9 protein-coding genes and 1 pseudogene are annotated in these 15024 nt (G+C 62.1%); 3 read left to right on the forward strand and 7 right to left on the reverse strand.

Features of this window, described 5'->3' with window-relative positions; genetic code table 11:
* Positions 1-74: 74 nt before the first annotated feature.
* From ACN0SO_RS06800 to ACN0SO_RS06810, 3 genes are all read right to left on the reverse strand, one after another.
* Positions 75-3215 carry an efflux RND transporter permease subunit gene (locus ACN0SO_RS06800; protein WP_417675864.1) on the reverse strand — a complete coding sequence of 1047 codons (3141 nt, stop codon included), beginning with the start codon at positions 3213-3215 and terminating at the stop codon, positions 75-77.
* Positions 3212-4585 (reverse strand): efflux RND transporter periplasmic adaptor subunit, encoded by a 1374-nt coding sequence (locus tag ACN0SO_RS06805; RefSeq protein WP_417675866.1) that lies wholly within the window; start codon positions 4583-4585, stop codon positions 3212-3214. The genes ACN0SO_RS06800 and ACN0SO_RS06805 overlap by 4 nt, the downstream gene beginning before the upstream one ends.
* Before the next feature lie 197 nt (positions 4586-4782).
* Positions 4783-5655, reverse strand: coding sequence for a TIGR01459 family HAD-type hydrolase (locus tag ACN0SO_RS06810; RefSeq protein ID WP_417675868.1), 873 nt, complete (start codon positions 5653-5655; stop codon positions 4783-4785).
* Between the two features lie 111 nt (positions 5656-5766).
* Between ACN0SO_RS06810 and mutL the strand changes: the two genes are divergently transcribed.
* On the forward strand, positions 5767-7632 hold the full coding sequence (mutL, locus tag ACN0SO_RS06815) for a DNA mismatch repair endonuclease MutL (protein ID WP_417675870.1): 1866 nt from the start codon (positions 5767-5769) through the stop codon (positions 7630-7632).
* Between the two features lie 20 nt (positions 7633-7652).
* On the opposite strand, the gene amt is transcribed toward mutL, so the two are convergent.
* Both amt and ACN0SO_RS06825 read right to left on the reverse strand, forming a co-directional pair.
* Positions 7653-10844 (reverse strand): ammonium transporter, encoded by a 3192-nt coding sequence (gene amt / locus ACN0SO_RS06820; protein WP_417675872.1) that lies wholly within the window; start codon positions 10842-10844, stop codon positions 7653-7655.
* 205 nt (positions 10845-11049) lie between these two features.
* Positions 11050-11517 carry a nucleoside deaminase gene (locus ACN0SO_RS06825; protein ID WP_417675874.1) on the reverse strand — a complete coding sequence of 156 codons (468 nt, stop codon included), beginning with the start codon at positions 11515-11517 and terminating at the stop codon, positions 11050-11052.
* A 162-nt stretch (positions 11518-11679) separates the two neighbouring features.
* Here ACN0SO_RS06825 and ACN0SO_RS06830 point away from each other — a divergent pair.
* Both ACN0SO_RS06830 and rsmD read left to right on the forward strand, forming a co-directional pair.
* Positions 11680-12897 (forward strand): annotated as a pseudogene (locus tag ACN0SO_RS06830) (pseudouridine synthase); the annotation flags it as partial.
* Positions 12898-13067: 170 nt separating this feature from the next.
* A complete protein-coding gene (gene rsmD, locus ACN0SO_RS06835; protein ID WP_417675876.1) occupies positions 13068-13622 on the forward strand; it encodes a 16S rRNA (guanine(966)-N(2))-methyltransferase RsmD in 555 nt (184 codons plus the stop codon).
* Positions 13623-13626: 4 nt separating this feature from the next.
* Here the strand turns inward: rsmD and ACN0SO_RS06840 are convergent, their stop codons facing one another.
* Positions 13627-14448 carry an MBL fold metallo-hydrolase gene (locus tag ACN0SO_RS06840; protein ID WP_417675878.1) on the reverse strand — a complete coding sequence of 274 codons (822 nt, stop codon included), beginning with the start codon at positions 14446-14448 and terminating at the stop codon, positions 13627-13629.
* Positions 14449-14681: 233 nt separating this feature from the next.
* Positions 14682-14969, reverse strand: a complete 288-nt coding sequence (locus ACN0SO_RS06845) for a hypothetical protein (protein ID WP_417675880.1) — start codon at positions 14967-14969, stop codon at positions 14682-14684.
* Between the last annotated feature and the right edge of the window lie 55 nt (positions 14970-15024).

A 15024-nucleotide genomic window follows, 5' to 3' on the forward strand; every position in this document is an offset into this window, starting at 1 on the left:
ACGGAATTTAAAAAGCCGCCCTGCTGTCGGGGCGGCTTTTTTCGTGTCTTGAAAACGTCTGAACGCAAACCCCTTTATTCCGCTGGAACGGGCCCCGAACCAGCCTCCGCCGCAGCTGCCCGCTTGCGTTCGCGTGCGAGCGAGGTCAGGCCGAAATCGTCCAGGATCGTGTAGAAAGCCGGGACGATGAAAACAATCATCAAGGTCGTTCCGAGCAGACCAAAGGAAATCGACGTGACCAGCGGCACCAGCACCTGGGCCTGGGTGCTGGTTTCGAACAGGAGCGGCATCATCCCGGCGATTGTCGTCAACGACGTCAGGAGGATGGCCCGGAACCGGGCCTTGGCGCCGGCAGGCGCGATTTCGCTGACGCTGGTTATGCCGGGGGCGTGATGGTTCTTGATGAATTCCACCAGCAGGATGGAGTCGTTGACCACGATCCCCGTCAGGGAAATAAAGCCAAGCGTACTCGGCAGGGAAAAGTCGATCCCCATGAGGTAATGGCCGAGCACCGCACCGATCAGGGAGAACGGGATCAGCGTCATCACCACGATGGGTTCGGCGTAGCTGCGGAACTGGAAGGACAGGAGGCAGAAGACGAAGATCAGGCCGATCCCGAGCGAAGTGATCATCGAGCCCTGGGTCTTTCCGGCTTTGGCATTCTGCCCTTCTGTCGAGGCGCTCAGGCCCGGATAGGCGGCGAGCAGCTCCGGCAGGAACGCTTTCTGCGTGTTTCTGACAATCTCGTTGGCGTTGGCGATACCGCTTTGAATATCGCCGGTGACGGTCACCGTCGGCATCCGGTTGATGCGGTTGATCCGCGTATATCCGCGCTCGTAGGACGCGTTGGCGACGGCGCCGAGCGGAACCCGATTGCCTTGCGGCGTCTCGATCGTGAACTGTTCGATATCCTCCAGACTGTCTCGACCCGAAGGTGCCAGCCGGACATCGATCTCATAGCTTTGCGTGCCGATCTGGATTTCATCGGCGACGATGCCATTGAAGGCCGCCCGAATCTGGTTGGCGATCGAACGGGCATCGAGCCCGAGGGCCCCGGCGCCATCGCGCAGGGACAGGGACAATTCCGGTTTGCCCGCAGTCAGGTCATCTGAAATGTTGTAGACGCCCTTGTAGCCCGAGAGCCAGGTCTGGAGGTCCGCCGAAGCTCTGTCCAGTGTCGCGACGTCCGGGTGAGACAGGCGCAGCTCAATAGGCCGGCCCGCGGCGCGGCGTGCGGATTCGGTCAGAATGATCTGCCGCACGTCGAGCGTCTTCGGCAGTTCTTCCCGCCATCGGGTCATGATGTCTTCGTTCGTCGCGGTCCGGAGCGGTCCCGCAATTAGATCCACGTTGACCGTCGCCAGATGGGCGCCGTTCGTACCTGCGTCGACGTTCTCGTTGAAACGGACAAGGATATTGGTCGTAAGAGGCCGGTGATCTGCATTGCCGGGCGACGACGCGTCGCTCACCCGCTGAAGCGCGGCAACCGTTTCCGCGACCACTGCGCGTGTGTCACCAAGCGTCGCGCGGGACGGCAATTCGATCCGGGCTTCGATCTGGTCGCCCTGGACGTCCGGGAAAGCCTGGAACTTGACGATCCCGCCCAGCAGCAGGGACAGGGTTCCCAGGAACATCATGAGTGCGATGCCGAGCGTCAGGTAGCGGTACCTGACCGCCCAGGAGGCCACCGGTCCGATGAAATGGTCGCGCGCCCAGCCGATCCCAGCTTCCGCTTTCCGCGTGAGCCGGCTTTGCTTCTCATTCCCGCTGCCGTGGGAAAGATGGTTCGGCAGGATCAGGAACGCCTCGACCAGCGAAACGCAAAGGACCATCAGCATAACGATCGGGACCACGCGCAGGATTTTTCCCAGATCCCCGCTCAGGAACGCCAGCGCACCGAAAACGGCCGCGGTTGTCAGGAAGGAGGCCATCACGCCGGGCAGGACCTGTTTCGTTCCTTCGACTGCCGCCTCCAGCGGCGGCAATCCGTTCTGGCGCTTGGTGGCGATGTTCTCAGAGATCACGATGGCATCGTCCATGACGATACCGATGACGATCAGAAGTCCGACCAGCGACAGCATGTTGATCGTGATGCCGAAGGCAACCATCAGGGCGACGGCGCCCAGGAACGAGACAGGCAGCCCCAGTCCGATCCAGAACGCCTGGCGCCCGCCGAAGAAAATCCACATGGCGGCGACCACAAGGACCAACCCCTGAATGCTGTTGGAGATCAGGATCCTCAAACGGTCCTTCAGGGCGATGGACCCATCGCGTATCACGGTCAGCTTGATGCCCGGAGACGTTCTGTGCTGTTCCTCGCCGGCAAACGCTTTCAGGCGATCTATGACCTTGATCAGATCGTCCTGACGGGTCATGTAAACGTCCAGAACAGCCGCAATGTCGCCGTTGAGCCTGGTTTCGACCTCATCGTCCTCGAAGCGATCGGTAATCCGCGCGATATCGCCGAGACGGATCTGGCCCCCCTGGGACGAAGACCGGATGATTACGGACCGGTAGGCGTCGGCCGCAAGCCGTTCATCGGAAAACCGCAACAGGGTTGTCCCGTCCCTGGAGACGATTTCACCGGCCGGCAGGTCGATATTCTGACGCGAAACGATGTTGGCGATTTCTTCGAGCGTCAGTCCAAGTTCTCTTGCCGCTGCGTCATCCACTTCGATCCGGATCTGCCGGTCCGAGAACCCTTTGACTTCGACCTTCGGGATGCCGCCGAACCGGAGCAATCGGTCCTTGAGGTCATCCGCATAGACTTTCAATTGGGTCCGGTCCGCAATGCCTGTGACCACAAGCGAGGCAACGAAGCTCATCCGGCCCGCCTGCTCGACCACAGGTTCCTCAACCGGTTCCGGAAAGTCGTTGATCGCGCCGATCTCACGGTCGATGTCGAGCAGAAACTGTTCGACATCGTTCCCCTCGATCATGGTGACCGTGGCAATGGCCACGTTCTCGCGGGCATCGCACTGGATTTCCTCGACATTCTCGACGCCGTCGACGGCATCTTCGATCCGCCGGCAAATCGTGCGTTCCACATCCGCCGCCGTCGCGCCGGGATAGGGGACACTGACCGTGACTTCCTTGATCGGGATCTTCGGAAACGTCTCGATCAGGAGCCTGGGCAGGCTGATCAGGCCGAGGAGGAGAAAGCCCGCCATGAGCAGATTGGCGCCGGTGGGATGTTTGGCGAAGAAGCGGATCATTGGCCGTTCGCCTCCGGGGCGTCATCGGCCATGGCCAGGCGTTTCAGGTAATCGCCCATGTCAGGGTCTTCCACCGGCGTCAGCAGCATGCCTTCCACCGCCGGGGAGAGGTCGCCGATGACGACCCGTGTTCCGTCCGGAAGACTGTCTTGGAGGACGATCGCATCGCCGAATTCAAAAAGCGTTTCAGCCTGCTCGAACCGCAGCCGGTTGTCTCCGTCCACCAGGCGGAGACGCCCTTCGAACAGGGCGCTGCGCGGCAGTACCGTCACGCCGTCAACCGTTGGTCCGCGAAGTTCCACATCCACGAACATGCCCTTGATGAGCGGCGGGATGCTTCCCGGGACGAAATTCCTGTAGGGCTCCGGGACCGAGACGATTACCCCGAGCGATCGGGTCACCGGATCGACCGTATCGCTGATCCTTTTGACATTCGCCTGCCAGGTTGCCGACAGCCCCGACAGGTCGAGACGCACGGTCGCGGACATGCGGGACAACTGCTGGGCCATCTTCTCGAAGCTGATGGAGGGCGCAGGACTGTGTTTCGACTGCAGCTTGACGAAGCCGGCCATTTTTCTCGGCGTAATCTGAACCTCGACATCCGAGGCATTGATCCCGTCGAGATGGCCGATGGTGCTTCCTGCGCCGACAAACTGATCGATCTCGACATTCACTTCCGCGATGCGTGCGTCGAAGGGCGCCCTGATGGTCGTCCGCTCAAGGTTGAGCTTTGCATTTTCAAGCTGAACTTCGCTTTTCTTTTTCGCTTGCTCCAGGGCCTTCAGTTTTGTCGGCATCAGGGCGATTTCGGTTTCAAGGTTCTGAACCGAGATCTGCCGCTGCAACAGGGCAGACTGCTGGTTCTCAAGGGTCTGGCTGGAGACGACGTTGCGCCCGGACAGTTCCTGTTTGCGGGCAAGGTCCTTTTGCTCGAGGTCGAGCATCGCCTTTTCGATTTCCAGCGTTTTGTTCTTGAACTCCAGTGTGGCCTTGAGCTCCTCGATATCGACCTCTGCCGAGGCGATGCCGGTCTGCGCCTCCGCTATATCGAGTTCGTAGTCTTCCGGCGCGAGGTTCACGAGAACGTCGCCTGCCCTGACGAATGCGCCCTTGACGAAATCCGGATTGATATAGGTTACCCGACCGGCGACCTGGGCGATGCCGTTCCAGGTCCGGGCCGGTGCGGCGGTCCCAAAGCCGTTGATGCGCGGGATAAAGCTTTGCACGGCAGTGGTAATCACGCGTGCCGTTGTTGCGGTCTCCGCGATTTCGGTTCTGACCGGCGGCTGGCGGTGCGAAACGGCATAAACGACAAGCCCGGCCCCTATCAGAATGGGAGGGACGATGAGAAACTTGCGCAGCAGGGACATAAACAGCTCCAGAGCGATGGGCCGGCAATCAGGCGTGGGGAGCGTTTTCGTGACCCCGCGTACTTATAGTTTCACCATTTCAAACATAAGCTTCCCCTTCCGCCAAGGCAGAAGAAGTCGCAGGGCAAAATCCGTCTGCCAATTGTGGGCTCGCGGACTCTGCCGTACAAACAGTTTTTTGAAAGGGAAAGCGGTCCTTACCAGACCAGACGCGGCACCGCGGCGCGCGCGGTCAGGCCTTCTTCCGCAAGCCGCCGGCGGATGATCTGTTCGTCCGGAGCGTCGGTCGGTCCGAAATCCGATGCGTGAATGCCGCCGGTGATGAACAGGACATCGATATCCTGGGAGACGGCGCCGCGAATATCGGTCGGAAGGCCGTCTCCGATGGCGAGAACCTTGCCTTTGTCGATGTCCTTGCCGCTGGCCTTGACGGCCCTGGCAAGGGCTGCGGCGTAGATCGGGGCGTGGGGCTTGCCGACGATCATCACGGTGCCGCCGAGATCCTCGTAGAGACGCGCCAGGGCGCCGGCGCACCAGATCAGCTGTTCGCCCCGTTCCACGACAATGTCCGGATTGGCGCAGATCATCGGCAGGCCGCGGGCCGCGAGCGCCTGAAGCTGGTCGCGGTAGTCGTCGGGCGTTTCCTGTTCGTCATCGAACAGCCCGGTGCAACAGATGATCTCCGCTTCGCCTTCCGTGCCGAGCGCAACGCCCGTCCCCTCGTAGACCGTCAGGTCCCGGCCCGGACCGATATGAAACACCTTTGAGCCGGCGTTCTGTGCCAGCAATTCGCGGGTGACGTCGCCCGAGGTGACGATGTCGTCATAGGCCTCGTCCGGAACGCCCAGCTGGGCGAGTTGTTCGCGCACCGGCGGTGCAGGGCGGGGAGCATTGGTGATCAGAACGACAACACCACCGGTTTCCTCGCGGAAAGCCCTCAGCGCCTTGTGGGCATGTTCGAAGGCGGCGACACCGTTGTGCAGCACGCCCCAGACGTCGCATAGAACAGCGGAATAGTCGGCCGAAAGGGCTTCAAGGCCGGGAACAAGAAGCGGTGCAGAAGCGTTCATGATGGGTCACTCGGGGATGGTAGGATCTGGTAGGATCTAAGGATTCGACAGGGATGCGCGGCGGACCATATAGGAATGGTGCGTAACGGGAAACCGCAGAAAGGGAATTGAATGCAGGTCAGACAGCTCGGCGAGGCGGTGATCAACCGGATAGCGGCCGGTGAGGTTATCGAGCGGCCGGCCAGTGTGATCAAGGAACTTGTCGAAAATGCCGTCGATGCCGATGCGACATCCATCGAGGTCGTGACGGCCGCCGGCGGAAAGACCCTCATGCGCGTCTCCGACAACGGGATCGGCATGCAGCGCGAAGACCTGCAGCTTGCGATCCGCCGCCATTGCACATCCAAGATCTCCAACGACGATCTGTTCGATATTCGAAGCCTGGGGTTCCGCGGCGAGGCGCTGCCCTCCATCGGTTCCGTCGCCCGCCTGGCGATCCAGACCCGGCATGCGGACGACGACCATGCCTGGAGGATTGCCGTCGAAGGCGGTACCGAAACACCGCCGGTTCCGGCCGCCAGAACCAAGGGCACGCAGGTCGAGGTGCGGGATCTTTTCTTTGCCACGCCCGCCCGGCTCAAGTTCCTGAAATCCGACCGGGCCGAAGCGTCCGCGATCACCGAGGTGGTCAAGCGTATCGCGCTCGCCTATCCGGAGGTCGGTTTTTCTCTATCCGGTGCCGACCGGCAAAGCCAGAGCTGGCCGGCCGCCCGTGGCGAGGACCCGCGTCAGGCACGCATTGCGCAGGTTCTGGGGCAGGAATTCGTCGACAACGCCATGGAAATCGATGCGGCGCGCGAAGGCGTGGCCCTGACCGGTTTCGCCGGATTGCCGACCTTCCATCGCGGCAACGCCCAACTGCAGTTCTTCTACGTTAACGGCCGCCCGGTGAAGGACAAGCTGCTGCTGTCCGGTCTGCGCGGCGCCTATGCGGATGTCCTTGCCCGCGACCGGCACCCGGTCGTGGTTCTGTTCATCGAACTCGATCCGGCGCTCGTCGATGTGAACGTGCATCCTGCAAAGGCGGATGTCCGCTTTCGCGATCCCCAACTGGTCCGCGGTCTTCTGGTCGGCGCGATCAAGCAGGCGCTGGTCCAGTCCGGGCACCGGTCATCGACGTCCAATGCGGCGGTTGCCATGGAGGCGATCCGCTCCGGCGCGGTCGGCGCGGGCGCACGGCCCCAGTCCGGCTGGTCGGGCGGCTTCCAGCGCTCCGCCGGCTGGGACGCCTCCGCCTTTCGCCCCCATGCAGCCGCCCCGGTATCTCAAACCGGCGGCTTTAGCGAGCCTGCCCAGGCGTATTCCGGCGTGCCGGAAGAACAGGGCCTTGCCGAACTGGTTCGCCCGTCGGCGGATGCCAGGGCGCATGAGGAGCCGACGGAAGAAAACCGCACCCGGCTGCCACTCGGTGCCGCCCGGGCCCAGGTGCATGAAACCTATATCATCGCCCAGACGGAAGACGGCGTGGTGATCGTCGATCAGCACGCGGCCCATGAGCGGCTGGTCTATGAACGGTTGAAAGAGGCGCTGGCCAGCAAACAGGTGGCCCGCCAGTTGCTGCTGATCCCGGAGATCATCGAGATGCCGGAAGAAGACGTCGGCCGTCTGGCGGAGCATGCGGCGGAACTGGAAGAGGTGGGCCTCGTCCTGGAACCTTTCGGGCCCGGCGCCATCGCGGTCAGGGAAACGCCGGCCATGCTCGGCGACATGGATATTCGCGGCATGGTAACGGACCTTGCAGACGAACTGGCCGAATGGGATACGGCAACGGGCTTGAGGGAAAAACTGGACCATGTGGCGGCGACCATGGCCTGTCATGGGTCGGTCCGGGCCGGCCGGCGCATGCGGCCGCAGGAAATGGACGCCCTTTTGCGCGATATGGAGGCGACGCCCCTGTCGGGCCAGTGCAATCACGGCCGCCCGACCTGGGTGGAACTCAAGCTTTCCGACATCGAGCGGCTGTTCGGGCGGAAATAGTCCGCCATGAGGCCGGCGGGTTAAGCCGTTTTCTTCTCTTCGGCTGCTGACGGGGCGTCTTCGTTGAGAGCGTCGAGGACTTCCCGCGGCACGGTCGTGCGCAGCCGCTCCAGAGGTTCGGGATGGCCGATCAGGAACCCCTGGATCTCGTCGCAGCCGTTCGATGCGAGCAGTTGCAGCTTTTCCAGGTCTTCCACGCCTTCCGCCACGATGGTCATGTTCAGGACCTTGCCCAGGCGGACGACGGTTTCGATGATGGCGAACGAACTGTAGCTCGATCCGGCTTCGCGAACGAACGAACGGTCGATCTTGATGGTGTCGAACGGGAAGCGGCTCAGGTAACCGAGCGACGAATAACCCACCCCGAAGTCGTCCAGTGCGATATTGACGCCGATGCTCTTCAACTGGGTCAGGATCGACAGCGCGCGGGCATCGTCCTCGATGAGGAGGTTCTCGGTAATCTCAAGTTCCAGACGGTGCGGTGCGACATTCGATGCCTCGATTGCCGCACGGACATCCTCCACGAAATCGACATCGCGGAATTGGACCGGGCTGACGTTGATACTGATACGGGCATCCGGGATCTTGTCCGCTGCCGTCTTGAGCGCGTCCCTCAGGACCCATTTCCCGATCGGGATGATCTGCCCGGAGCCTTCTGCGACGGCGATGAAGTCCATCGGGTTGACCAGCCCCTTTTCCGGGTGGTTCCAGCGGATCAGGGCTTCGTAGGAATCGATGACGCCGGCCCGCAGGTTGAGACGCGGCTGGAAGTAGAGTTCGAACTGCTCCTTGCTGATGGCCTCATGCAGGTCGCCTTCCAGTTCCCGGCGCTGGCGGACCTTGTCGCCCATTCCCTCCTGGAAGACACAGTAGGTGTGTCGGCCGAGGCTCTTGGCGTTGTAAAGGGCGATATCGGCGTTTGAGATCAGTTGTTCGGCAACGGTGCCGTGCCTGCCGATCATGGCGACGCCGATGCTGGCGCTCGGCCTGATGATCAGGCCGTTGCCGCAGTTGATCGGCTCCGACAGGCTGCGCACCAGCCGATGGGCCATATCTTCGGCCTGATTGGCGAACTGGATCTTGTGCTGGATGATGGCGAATTCGTCGCCGCCGAGCCGGGAAACCGTGTCGCAGGCGCGTGTGTATTTGCGCAGGCGTTCCGCCGTGATCCGGATCACCGTATCGCCGATCGGATGTCCGTGGAGATCGTTGATGTCCTTGAACCGGTCCAGATCGAGCAACAGCAGGGCGGCGGTGTCGACGCCGGTCAGAACCTGGTCGATCGCGTGATTGAGTTCCGCATTGAACACCGCCCGGTTCGGGAGGTCGGTGAGGGGGTCGTGCTGAGCGAGGTGCAGGATCTGGGCTTCTGCCTTCTTCCGGTCGCGCAGGTCGACCAGGGCCGAAACGCGGGTCGGAATGCCGCGGTAGGAAATCACCCTTGTGCGGATTTCGACAGGGATCAGCTCGCCGCTGCTGTGGGTGACCTGAAGTTCGCGGGGTTCCTTTTCCGCCTTGACCAGATGCTGTTCCAGATCCCCGGCCACATTGGCCTGCACGAATTCGTAAAGACCGCGCATCTTCAGGTTTTCGATCGGGTGGCCGAGCAGGTCTTCCAGGGCCGCATTGCCGTCCAGGATCCGACCGTCCACGGAAATCACGATGGCATCGAAGGTCGCATTGGCAAGAGCCGACAGGCGTTCGGCTTCTTCCCGCGTGCGCTTGGCGTCGGCCGCTTTCAGATGGGCCATTTCCTCGCCCTGGATCGTGTCCATCAGGGCGTTGAACATGCGCGTCAGCCGTTCCGCGTCATCGCCCGGCGTCACATCGAGGCGCATGGTGAGATCGGCCTTGCCGGCAATCAGCCGGTCCAGGGCGTCCTCCACGTGACCGATCCCGAGCCGGGTTCCGTGCTCGGCTTCGTTCATCCCGATTTCCTCGGCCTCCCGGTCGACCCGCAAGGGAACGAAGAGGCTGAGCAGCTTCAACGACAGATAGCCGAGACCGAAGCACCAGGCGAAATTGACGGCCACACCTTCGAGTTGGATCAGGAACTGGGCGCCCCGGTCGTCGAGCGGCAGTTTTTCCAGGGGCGCGAGCAGGGCAAGGCCGAGGGTTCCGCAGACGCCGGCAATGCCGTGAACTGCGACCGCATTGACCGCGTCATCGACCCTGATCCGTTCGATAAGCGCCCCTCCGAGGACGGCGGCAGTACCGCCGACAAGACCGATCACGGCTGCCGTGCCGGGGGTCAGGACATGGCAGCCGGCCGTGATCGCGACCAGCCCGCCGAGCATTCCGGAGATCGAGTTTTCCGGCAGGACGATCTTGTCGCGATACCAGCCGAGGCCGTATCCGATCGCAGCGCCTGCCGCGGCCGCCACAACGGTGTTGACGATGATCAGCGGTACATCGCTGTTGGCCGCCAGTGTCGAGCCGCCGTTGAAGCCGATCCAGCCGACAAAAAGCAGGAAGGCGCCCGTCGTTGCCGTGGCGGCGCTGTGGCCCTGGATCCGCAAAGCCCGGCCGTTGGCGTCGAAGCGGCCGATACGCGGTCCGATGACGAGACAGGCGGCAAGCGCGATCCAGCCGCCGGTACCGTGCACCACGGTCGATCCGGCAAAATCGACAAAGCCGCCTTCGGCAAGGAAGGCACTGGTATTGTGAACGACCGCGCTCCCCCAGGCCCAGTGGGCAAAGAACGGGTAGATCAGCCCGGCGGTGATCAGCGAACACCAGACATAGGCCGCCAGGCGCATGCGTTCCGCGACGGCGCCGGATATGATCGTCGCCGCGGTCCCGCAAAACATGACCTGAAAGGCGAATACCGCGAACCACCAGGTATCCAGCCCCTGCAGCATGAACAGCCTGCTGTCGATGCCGACCCAGTAGCCGTCCGACCGGCCGAAAGCGAACATGAAGCCGACGGCGGCGAAAATCAGAACCGAAAACGTGAAGTCCAGAAGGTTCTTCTGCGCCACGTTGATGGAATTCTTGGAACGGACCAGACCCGTTTCCAGCAGCATGAAGCCGACCTGCATCAAGAGGACGAGCGCCGCGGCGATCATTACCCATACGAGATTCAGCAGGTGCTGAAGATCGCCTGCCGTGTCCGGCGTGACGGATTCGGCATGGGCCGGCCCGCCCGGAACGAGCGAAAATAGGAATAAAACGAAGAATAACCCGAACAGGTTACGGGTGAGCGTTTTCATGACCAGGTCCTGCGATATCAGCGGGACCAGCCTGGGCCTCAATTTCTTAAGTAGTGGTTTTCAAAGTGGAATCTGGCAAAATCAAAACGGCACTAATTTTAGATAGTTGATTAAATTTTGGGCGATTACGACGTGTCGGATATAAATTTTTAACCGAGATTAACGAGAGTGCCCTCGATATTTACATATGACGTAGCGTAAAAAATTATCGCAGGATTTTGAAGAAGTTGCGCAGTGTCTCCGATGCACGCCGCTCGCCGATACCGGCATAGACGTCGGGCGCATGATGGCAGCTCCTTTGAGAAAAAAACCGGGTGCCGTGATCGACCGCGCCTCCCTTCTCATCGCCCGCGCCATAGTAGAGGCGGCGAATCCGGGCAAAGGAAATAGCCGCCGCGCACATCGGGCAGGGCTCCAGCGTGACGTAGAGATCGCAGTCGGGGAGCCTCTGGGATTGCAGCGACCGGCAGGCCGAACGGATGACCAGTACCTCGGCATGCGCCGTCGGATCGCTGAGTTCCAGGGTCCGGTTGCCGTCGCGCGCGAGGATTTCTCCATCCTTGACCAGGACGGCGCCGACGGGCACTTCACCGCGTTTACCGGCGCTTTCGGCTTCTTCGTGGGCTATATCCATGAAGGATTTCATGGAGTTCGCAGTGCTGTCGTTCGTCATGTGGGCGGCTGCGCGATGATGGACACTGCCCTTGTTCTATCGACGTGCGGGGTAAAAGTCAGCAGAGAGCCTGCCGGATAGGCTTTGCCAAAAGACTGCGGAAGATGAAAATGGGCGAACTTGCCGATTTCCGAAACGGCAAAGCTCTGCTATGACGCGCGCATGACAACAGATCAGACTTCCCGCAAACGCCGTCCTCCGCACCAGGGTTCAGGCGGTAAGAAGCGTGCCGCAGGTGCCCGTGACAATGCCGGGCCACGCAAGAACGATCGTCCGTCCGGACCGGGCGGACCCAAGAACCGATCGGCCGCTCCGAAGAAAGGTGCGCCGTCCCGCACGCAAAAGCGCGGCGAGCGTCCGGAGCCGGCGCCTTCTTTCCGGGATGAGGGCCCGGACCGCGGCGAGCGCATCGCCAAGGTGATGGCGCGTGTCGGATTGTGTTCCAGGCGCGAAGCGGAAAAATGGATCGAGGCAGGCCGGGTGGAGCTCAACGGCAAGGTGCTCGACACACCGGCCGTCACAGTCACGGCGAGCGACAAGGTGCTGGTCGACGGCGAACCGCTGCCCCTTCGTGAGCGCACACGGCTCTGGCTCTACCACAAGCCGCGCGGACTGGTGACGACCAACCGGGACCCGGAAGGCCGACCGACCGTGTTCGACCGTCTGCCCGAGGACCTGCCGCGGGTCCTTGCGGTGGGGCGCCTCGATATCAACACCGAAGGCCTGTTGCTGCTCACCAACGACGGCGGCCTGGCCCGCGTCCTGGAACTGCCCGCGACAGGCTGGCTGCGCCGGTACCGGGTTCGCGCTTTCGGCAAGGTAACCCAGGCGGACCTCGACGGTCTGGCGGAGGGCATCGCCATCGACGGCGTGCTCTACGGAGCGATCGAGGCGACCCTGGACAAGGAGCAGGGCGACAACGTCTGGCTGACGGTTGGTCTGCGCGAAGGCAAGAACCGGGAAGTCAAGCGGGTGCTGGAACATCTCGGCCTTACCGTGAACCGATTGATCCGTCTTTCGTTTGGCCCGTTCCAGTTGCAGGATCTCGATGAAGGTGCGGTTCGGGAGATCCGCGGCCGGGTCTTGCGCGATCAGCTCGGCGAAAAGCTTGCCGAGGAAGCCGGTGCCGATTTCGACGCGCCGATCCTGCATGAGCCGAAACCGGCTGTTGAGAAAAAACCTGCGGGTGGCAGAGGACGGCAACAGGAACGAGGCCGGCAGGATGGACCGAAAGGCAGCTGGATGACGGCCCGCGACGGGGCCGCCGCGACAACCCGAGGCAAGAAGCCCCGCAATGCGTCCGGCTCTGGCGGTGGCGATAAACCCAAGCGACGCAAGAATGCCGGCGAGCGCCAGGAAAAGATTTCGCCGCGCAGCCGGTTCCGGATGACATCGGAACCCAAACCCCGGCGCGACAGCGACGAACGTCCCGCAGCCCCCAAGCGCAAGATCTGGAGCGAAGACGGGCTGATCGATGACAAGCAGCAGGAAAGCCGGACGCCCAGCCCCAAGCGCCCGCCCCGGGACGGAGGGCCTAAGGGAGGGCGCTCTTGAGGATCGTCGCGGGTCGTTTCAAGGGCGCTCAGCTGGCCACACCGCGGTCCCAGGCGACAAGGCCGACGAGCGATCGCCTGCGCGAGACGGTTTTCAACATCCTGGCTCATGGCATCGGACTGGACCTGGACGGCATCCGGGTCCTGGATCTGTTTGCCGGCACCGGCGCGCTCGGGTTTGAGGCCATCAGCCGGGGTGCGCGCCACTGCACCTTTATCGAGGATGCTGCCGAAGCGCGCGGTGTCATCCGCAAGAACATGGAAGCGTTCGGTCTCAACGGCGCCGCGAAAATCCTGCGCCGGGATGCGACACGGATGGGGGACGCCGGAACGATCGAACCCTTCGACCTGGTTTTCGCCGATCCGCCTTACGGCAAGGGCCTGGGCGAAAAGGCCCTGGCCTCGGCGGCTGCCGGCGGCTGGATGAAACCCGGTGCGGTCTGCGTGCTGGAGGAACGGGCGAATGCGCTATTGGAGCTGCCTGCCGGATTTGAGGAGCTGGATCGCAGGACCGCGGGTGACAGCCAGGTTGTTTTTCTGAAGCGTTCTTAGGACCCTAGGAACCGCCGGGCATCATCACATAGACGGTTTTCTGCGCAGGCAGCTTGTCCCGCCGTGCGATAAGTACAGGGTCCGTTGCCATGACCACGTCATAGCCGTCCGCGGTTGCCCGCGCCATGAAGGTTTCCAGCGCCCCATGGAAGTGGAAATGCATCGGGATGACCATTGCCGGACGGATCGCGGCCAGAACATCCATCAGGCTGTCGATCCGCAAGGTCGAGGTGTTGTCGATGGCGGCGAAGACGATGTCGATCTGTCCGAGCCGCTTCAGGTCCTCCTGGGTCAGCCGTTGGTGCAGATGACCCAGATGCGCAATGCACAGATCGGCGATCTCAAAGATGAAGATTGAATTTCCAAGCCGGTGGACCTCTCCGTCCCAGCCGCGGGTATTGGTCTGGATGTTGCGGATCCGGACATCGCCCACGGTGAGATCGTGGTCGATCGGTCCGCCTTGCCGGTTCCAGCCGTAAAGCAGGTGCTCGATGGCGGGGTCCGGCAACAGGGAATAGTGGGTGCTGTGCGCACCGTTCATGGTCGCGACCGTCGGCGCACGGCGGGGTCTGACGCTGTCGTTGTAATCCGTTGCGATACGAATGCCTCGAGCCGTTTCCAGTTCGAAGGTCGAATGTCCGATATAGCGGATCTGAACCTCGTTCGGTGCAAGCGCGACCCGCAACAGACGTGGCGCCGACGAAGGCGTGTTGTCGGCGATCAACTGGCAGACCGCGAATGCGGGCGTTGAAATGAGGAAAGAACAGAGGATCGTCAGAAGCATATAGAGACACGGGCGCTGCTGAACAGTTGAACGAGGTCTCATGACAATTCCTCCCGCCGGTCTGCCGGCGCATTCAAATCCTTCCTTAAACGTTAGGGCAGATGCCGGCCGTTGCAAGCCTATTCTCGCGCCATCAGGGCGGAGCGGGACCGTCGTGTCTGTGCGGGAAAAGAATTGGCAACCGTTCCAGGAGGGAAATTCTATTTGTTTGGAACGGTTGCCAGGTGGGGGCGGGTGGGAGGAAGAACCTGCCCCGGAAAGACGGGCCGGAACCTTTAGACTTCGTGCAGGCTGACCTGCCGCTTCGGTATCCGGGAAGACATATAGGTGTCGCTTGCCAGCGTTGCAGCCATGTTTGCGGCCTGGAAGTGAATGAGTTCTCCGGCATGCCCTGCTTCTTCGACCAGGCTGCGTCGGCTGCACTGGCTTGCGATCGTCAGGCCGAGCCTGCGCAGGTGCGAGCGCCGATAGCAGTAGACCGCGAGCCGCCCACGTTGCCCCTCGGGCAAGGCGTTCGTCTGTTGTGTGATATCGGCCGGTGTCAGTTGCAGAAGTGTGTTCAAGAACTCCTCAGCAACCGGACATCCTTCGATATCTATTGACCCAGCACCCCGAAGC

The organism is Roseibium sp. (assembly GCF_048260565.1).
Taxonomy (GTDB): Bacteria; Pseudomonadota; Alphaproteobacteria; order Rhizobiales; family Stappiaceae; genus Roseibium.

Coding starts and splice junctions, on each gene's coding strand:
- ACN0SO_RS06800 (WP_417675864.1), bottom strand. CDS start 3,215: ATGATCCGCTTCTTCGCCAAACATCCCACCGGCGCCAATCTGCTCATG.
- ACN0SO_RS06805 (WP_417675866.1), bottom strand. CDS start 4,585: ATGTCCCTGCTGCGCAAGTTTCTCATCGTCCCTCCCATTCTGATAGGG.
- ACN0SO_RS06810 (WP_417675868.1), bottom strand. CDS start 5,655: ATGAACGCTTCTGCACCGCTTCTTGTTCCCGGCCTTGAAGCCCTTTCG.
- mutL (WP_417675870.1), top strand. CDS start 5,767: ATGCAGGTCAGACAGCTCGGCGAGGCGGTGATCAACCGGATAGCGGCC.
- amt (WP_417675872.1), bottom strand. CDS start 10,844: ATGAAAACGCTCACCCGTAACCTGTTCGGGTTATTCTTCGTTTTATTC.
- ACN0SO_RS06825 (WP_417675874.1), bottom strand. CDS start 11,517: ATGACGAACGACAGCACTGCGAACTCCATGAAATCCTTCATGGATATA.
- ACN0SO_RS06840 (WP_417675878.1), bottom strand. CDS start 14,448: ATGAGACCTCGTTCAACTGTTCAGCAGCGCCCGTGTCTCTATATGCTT.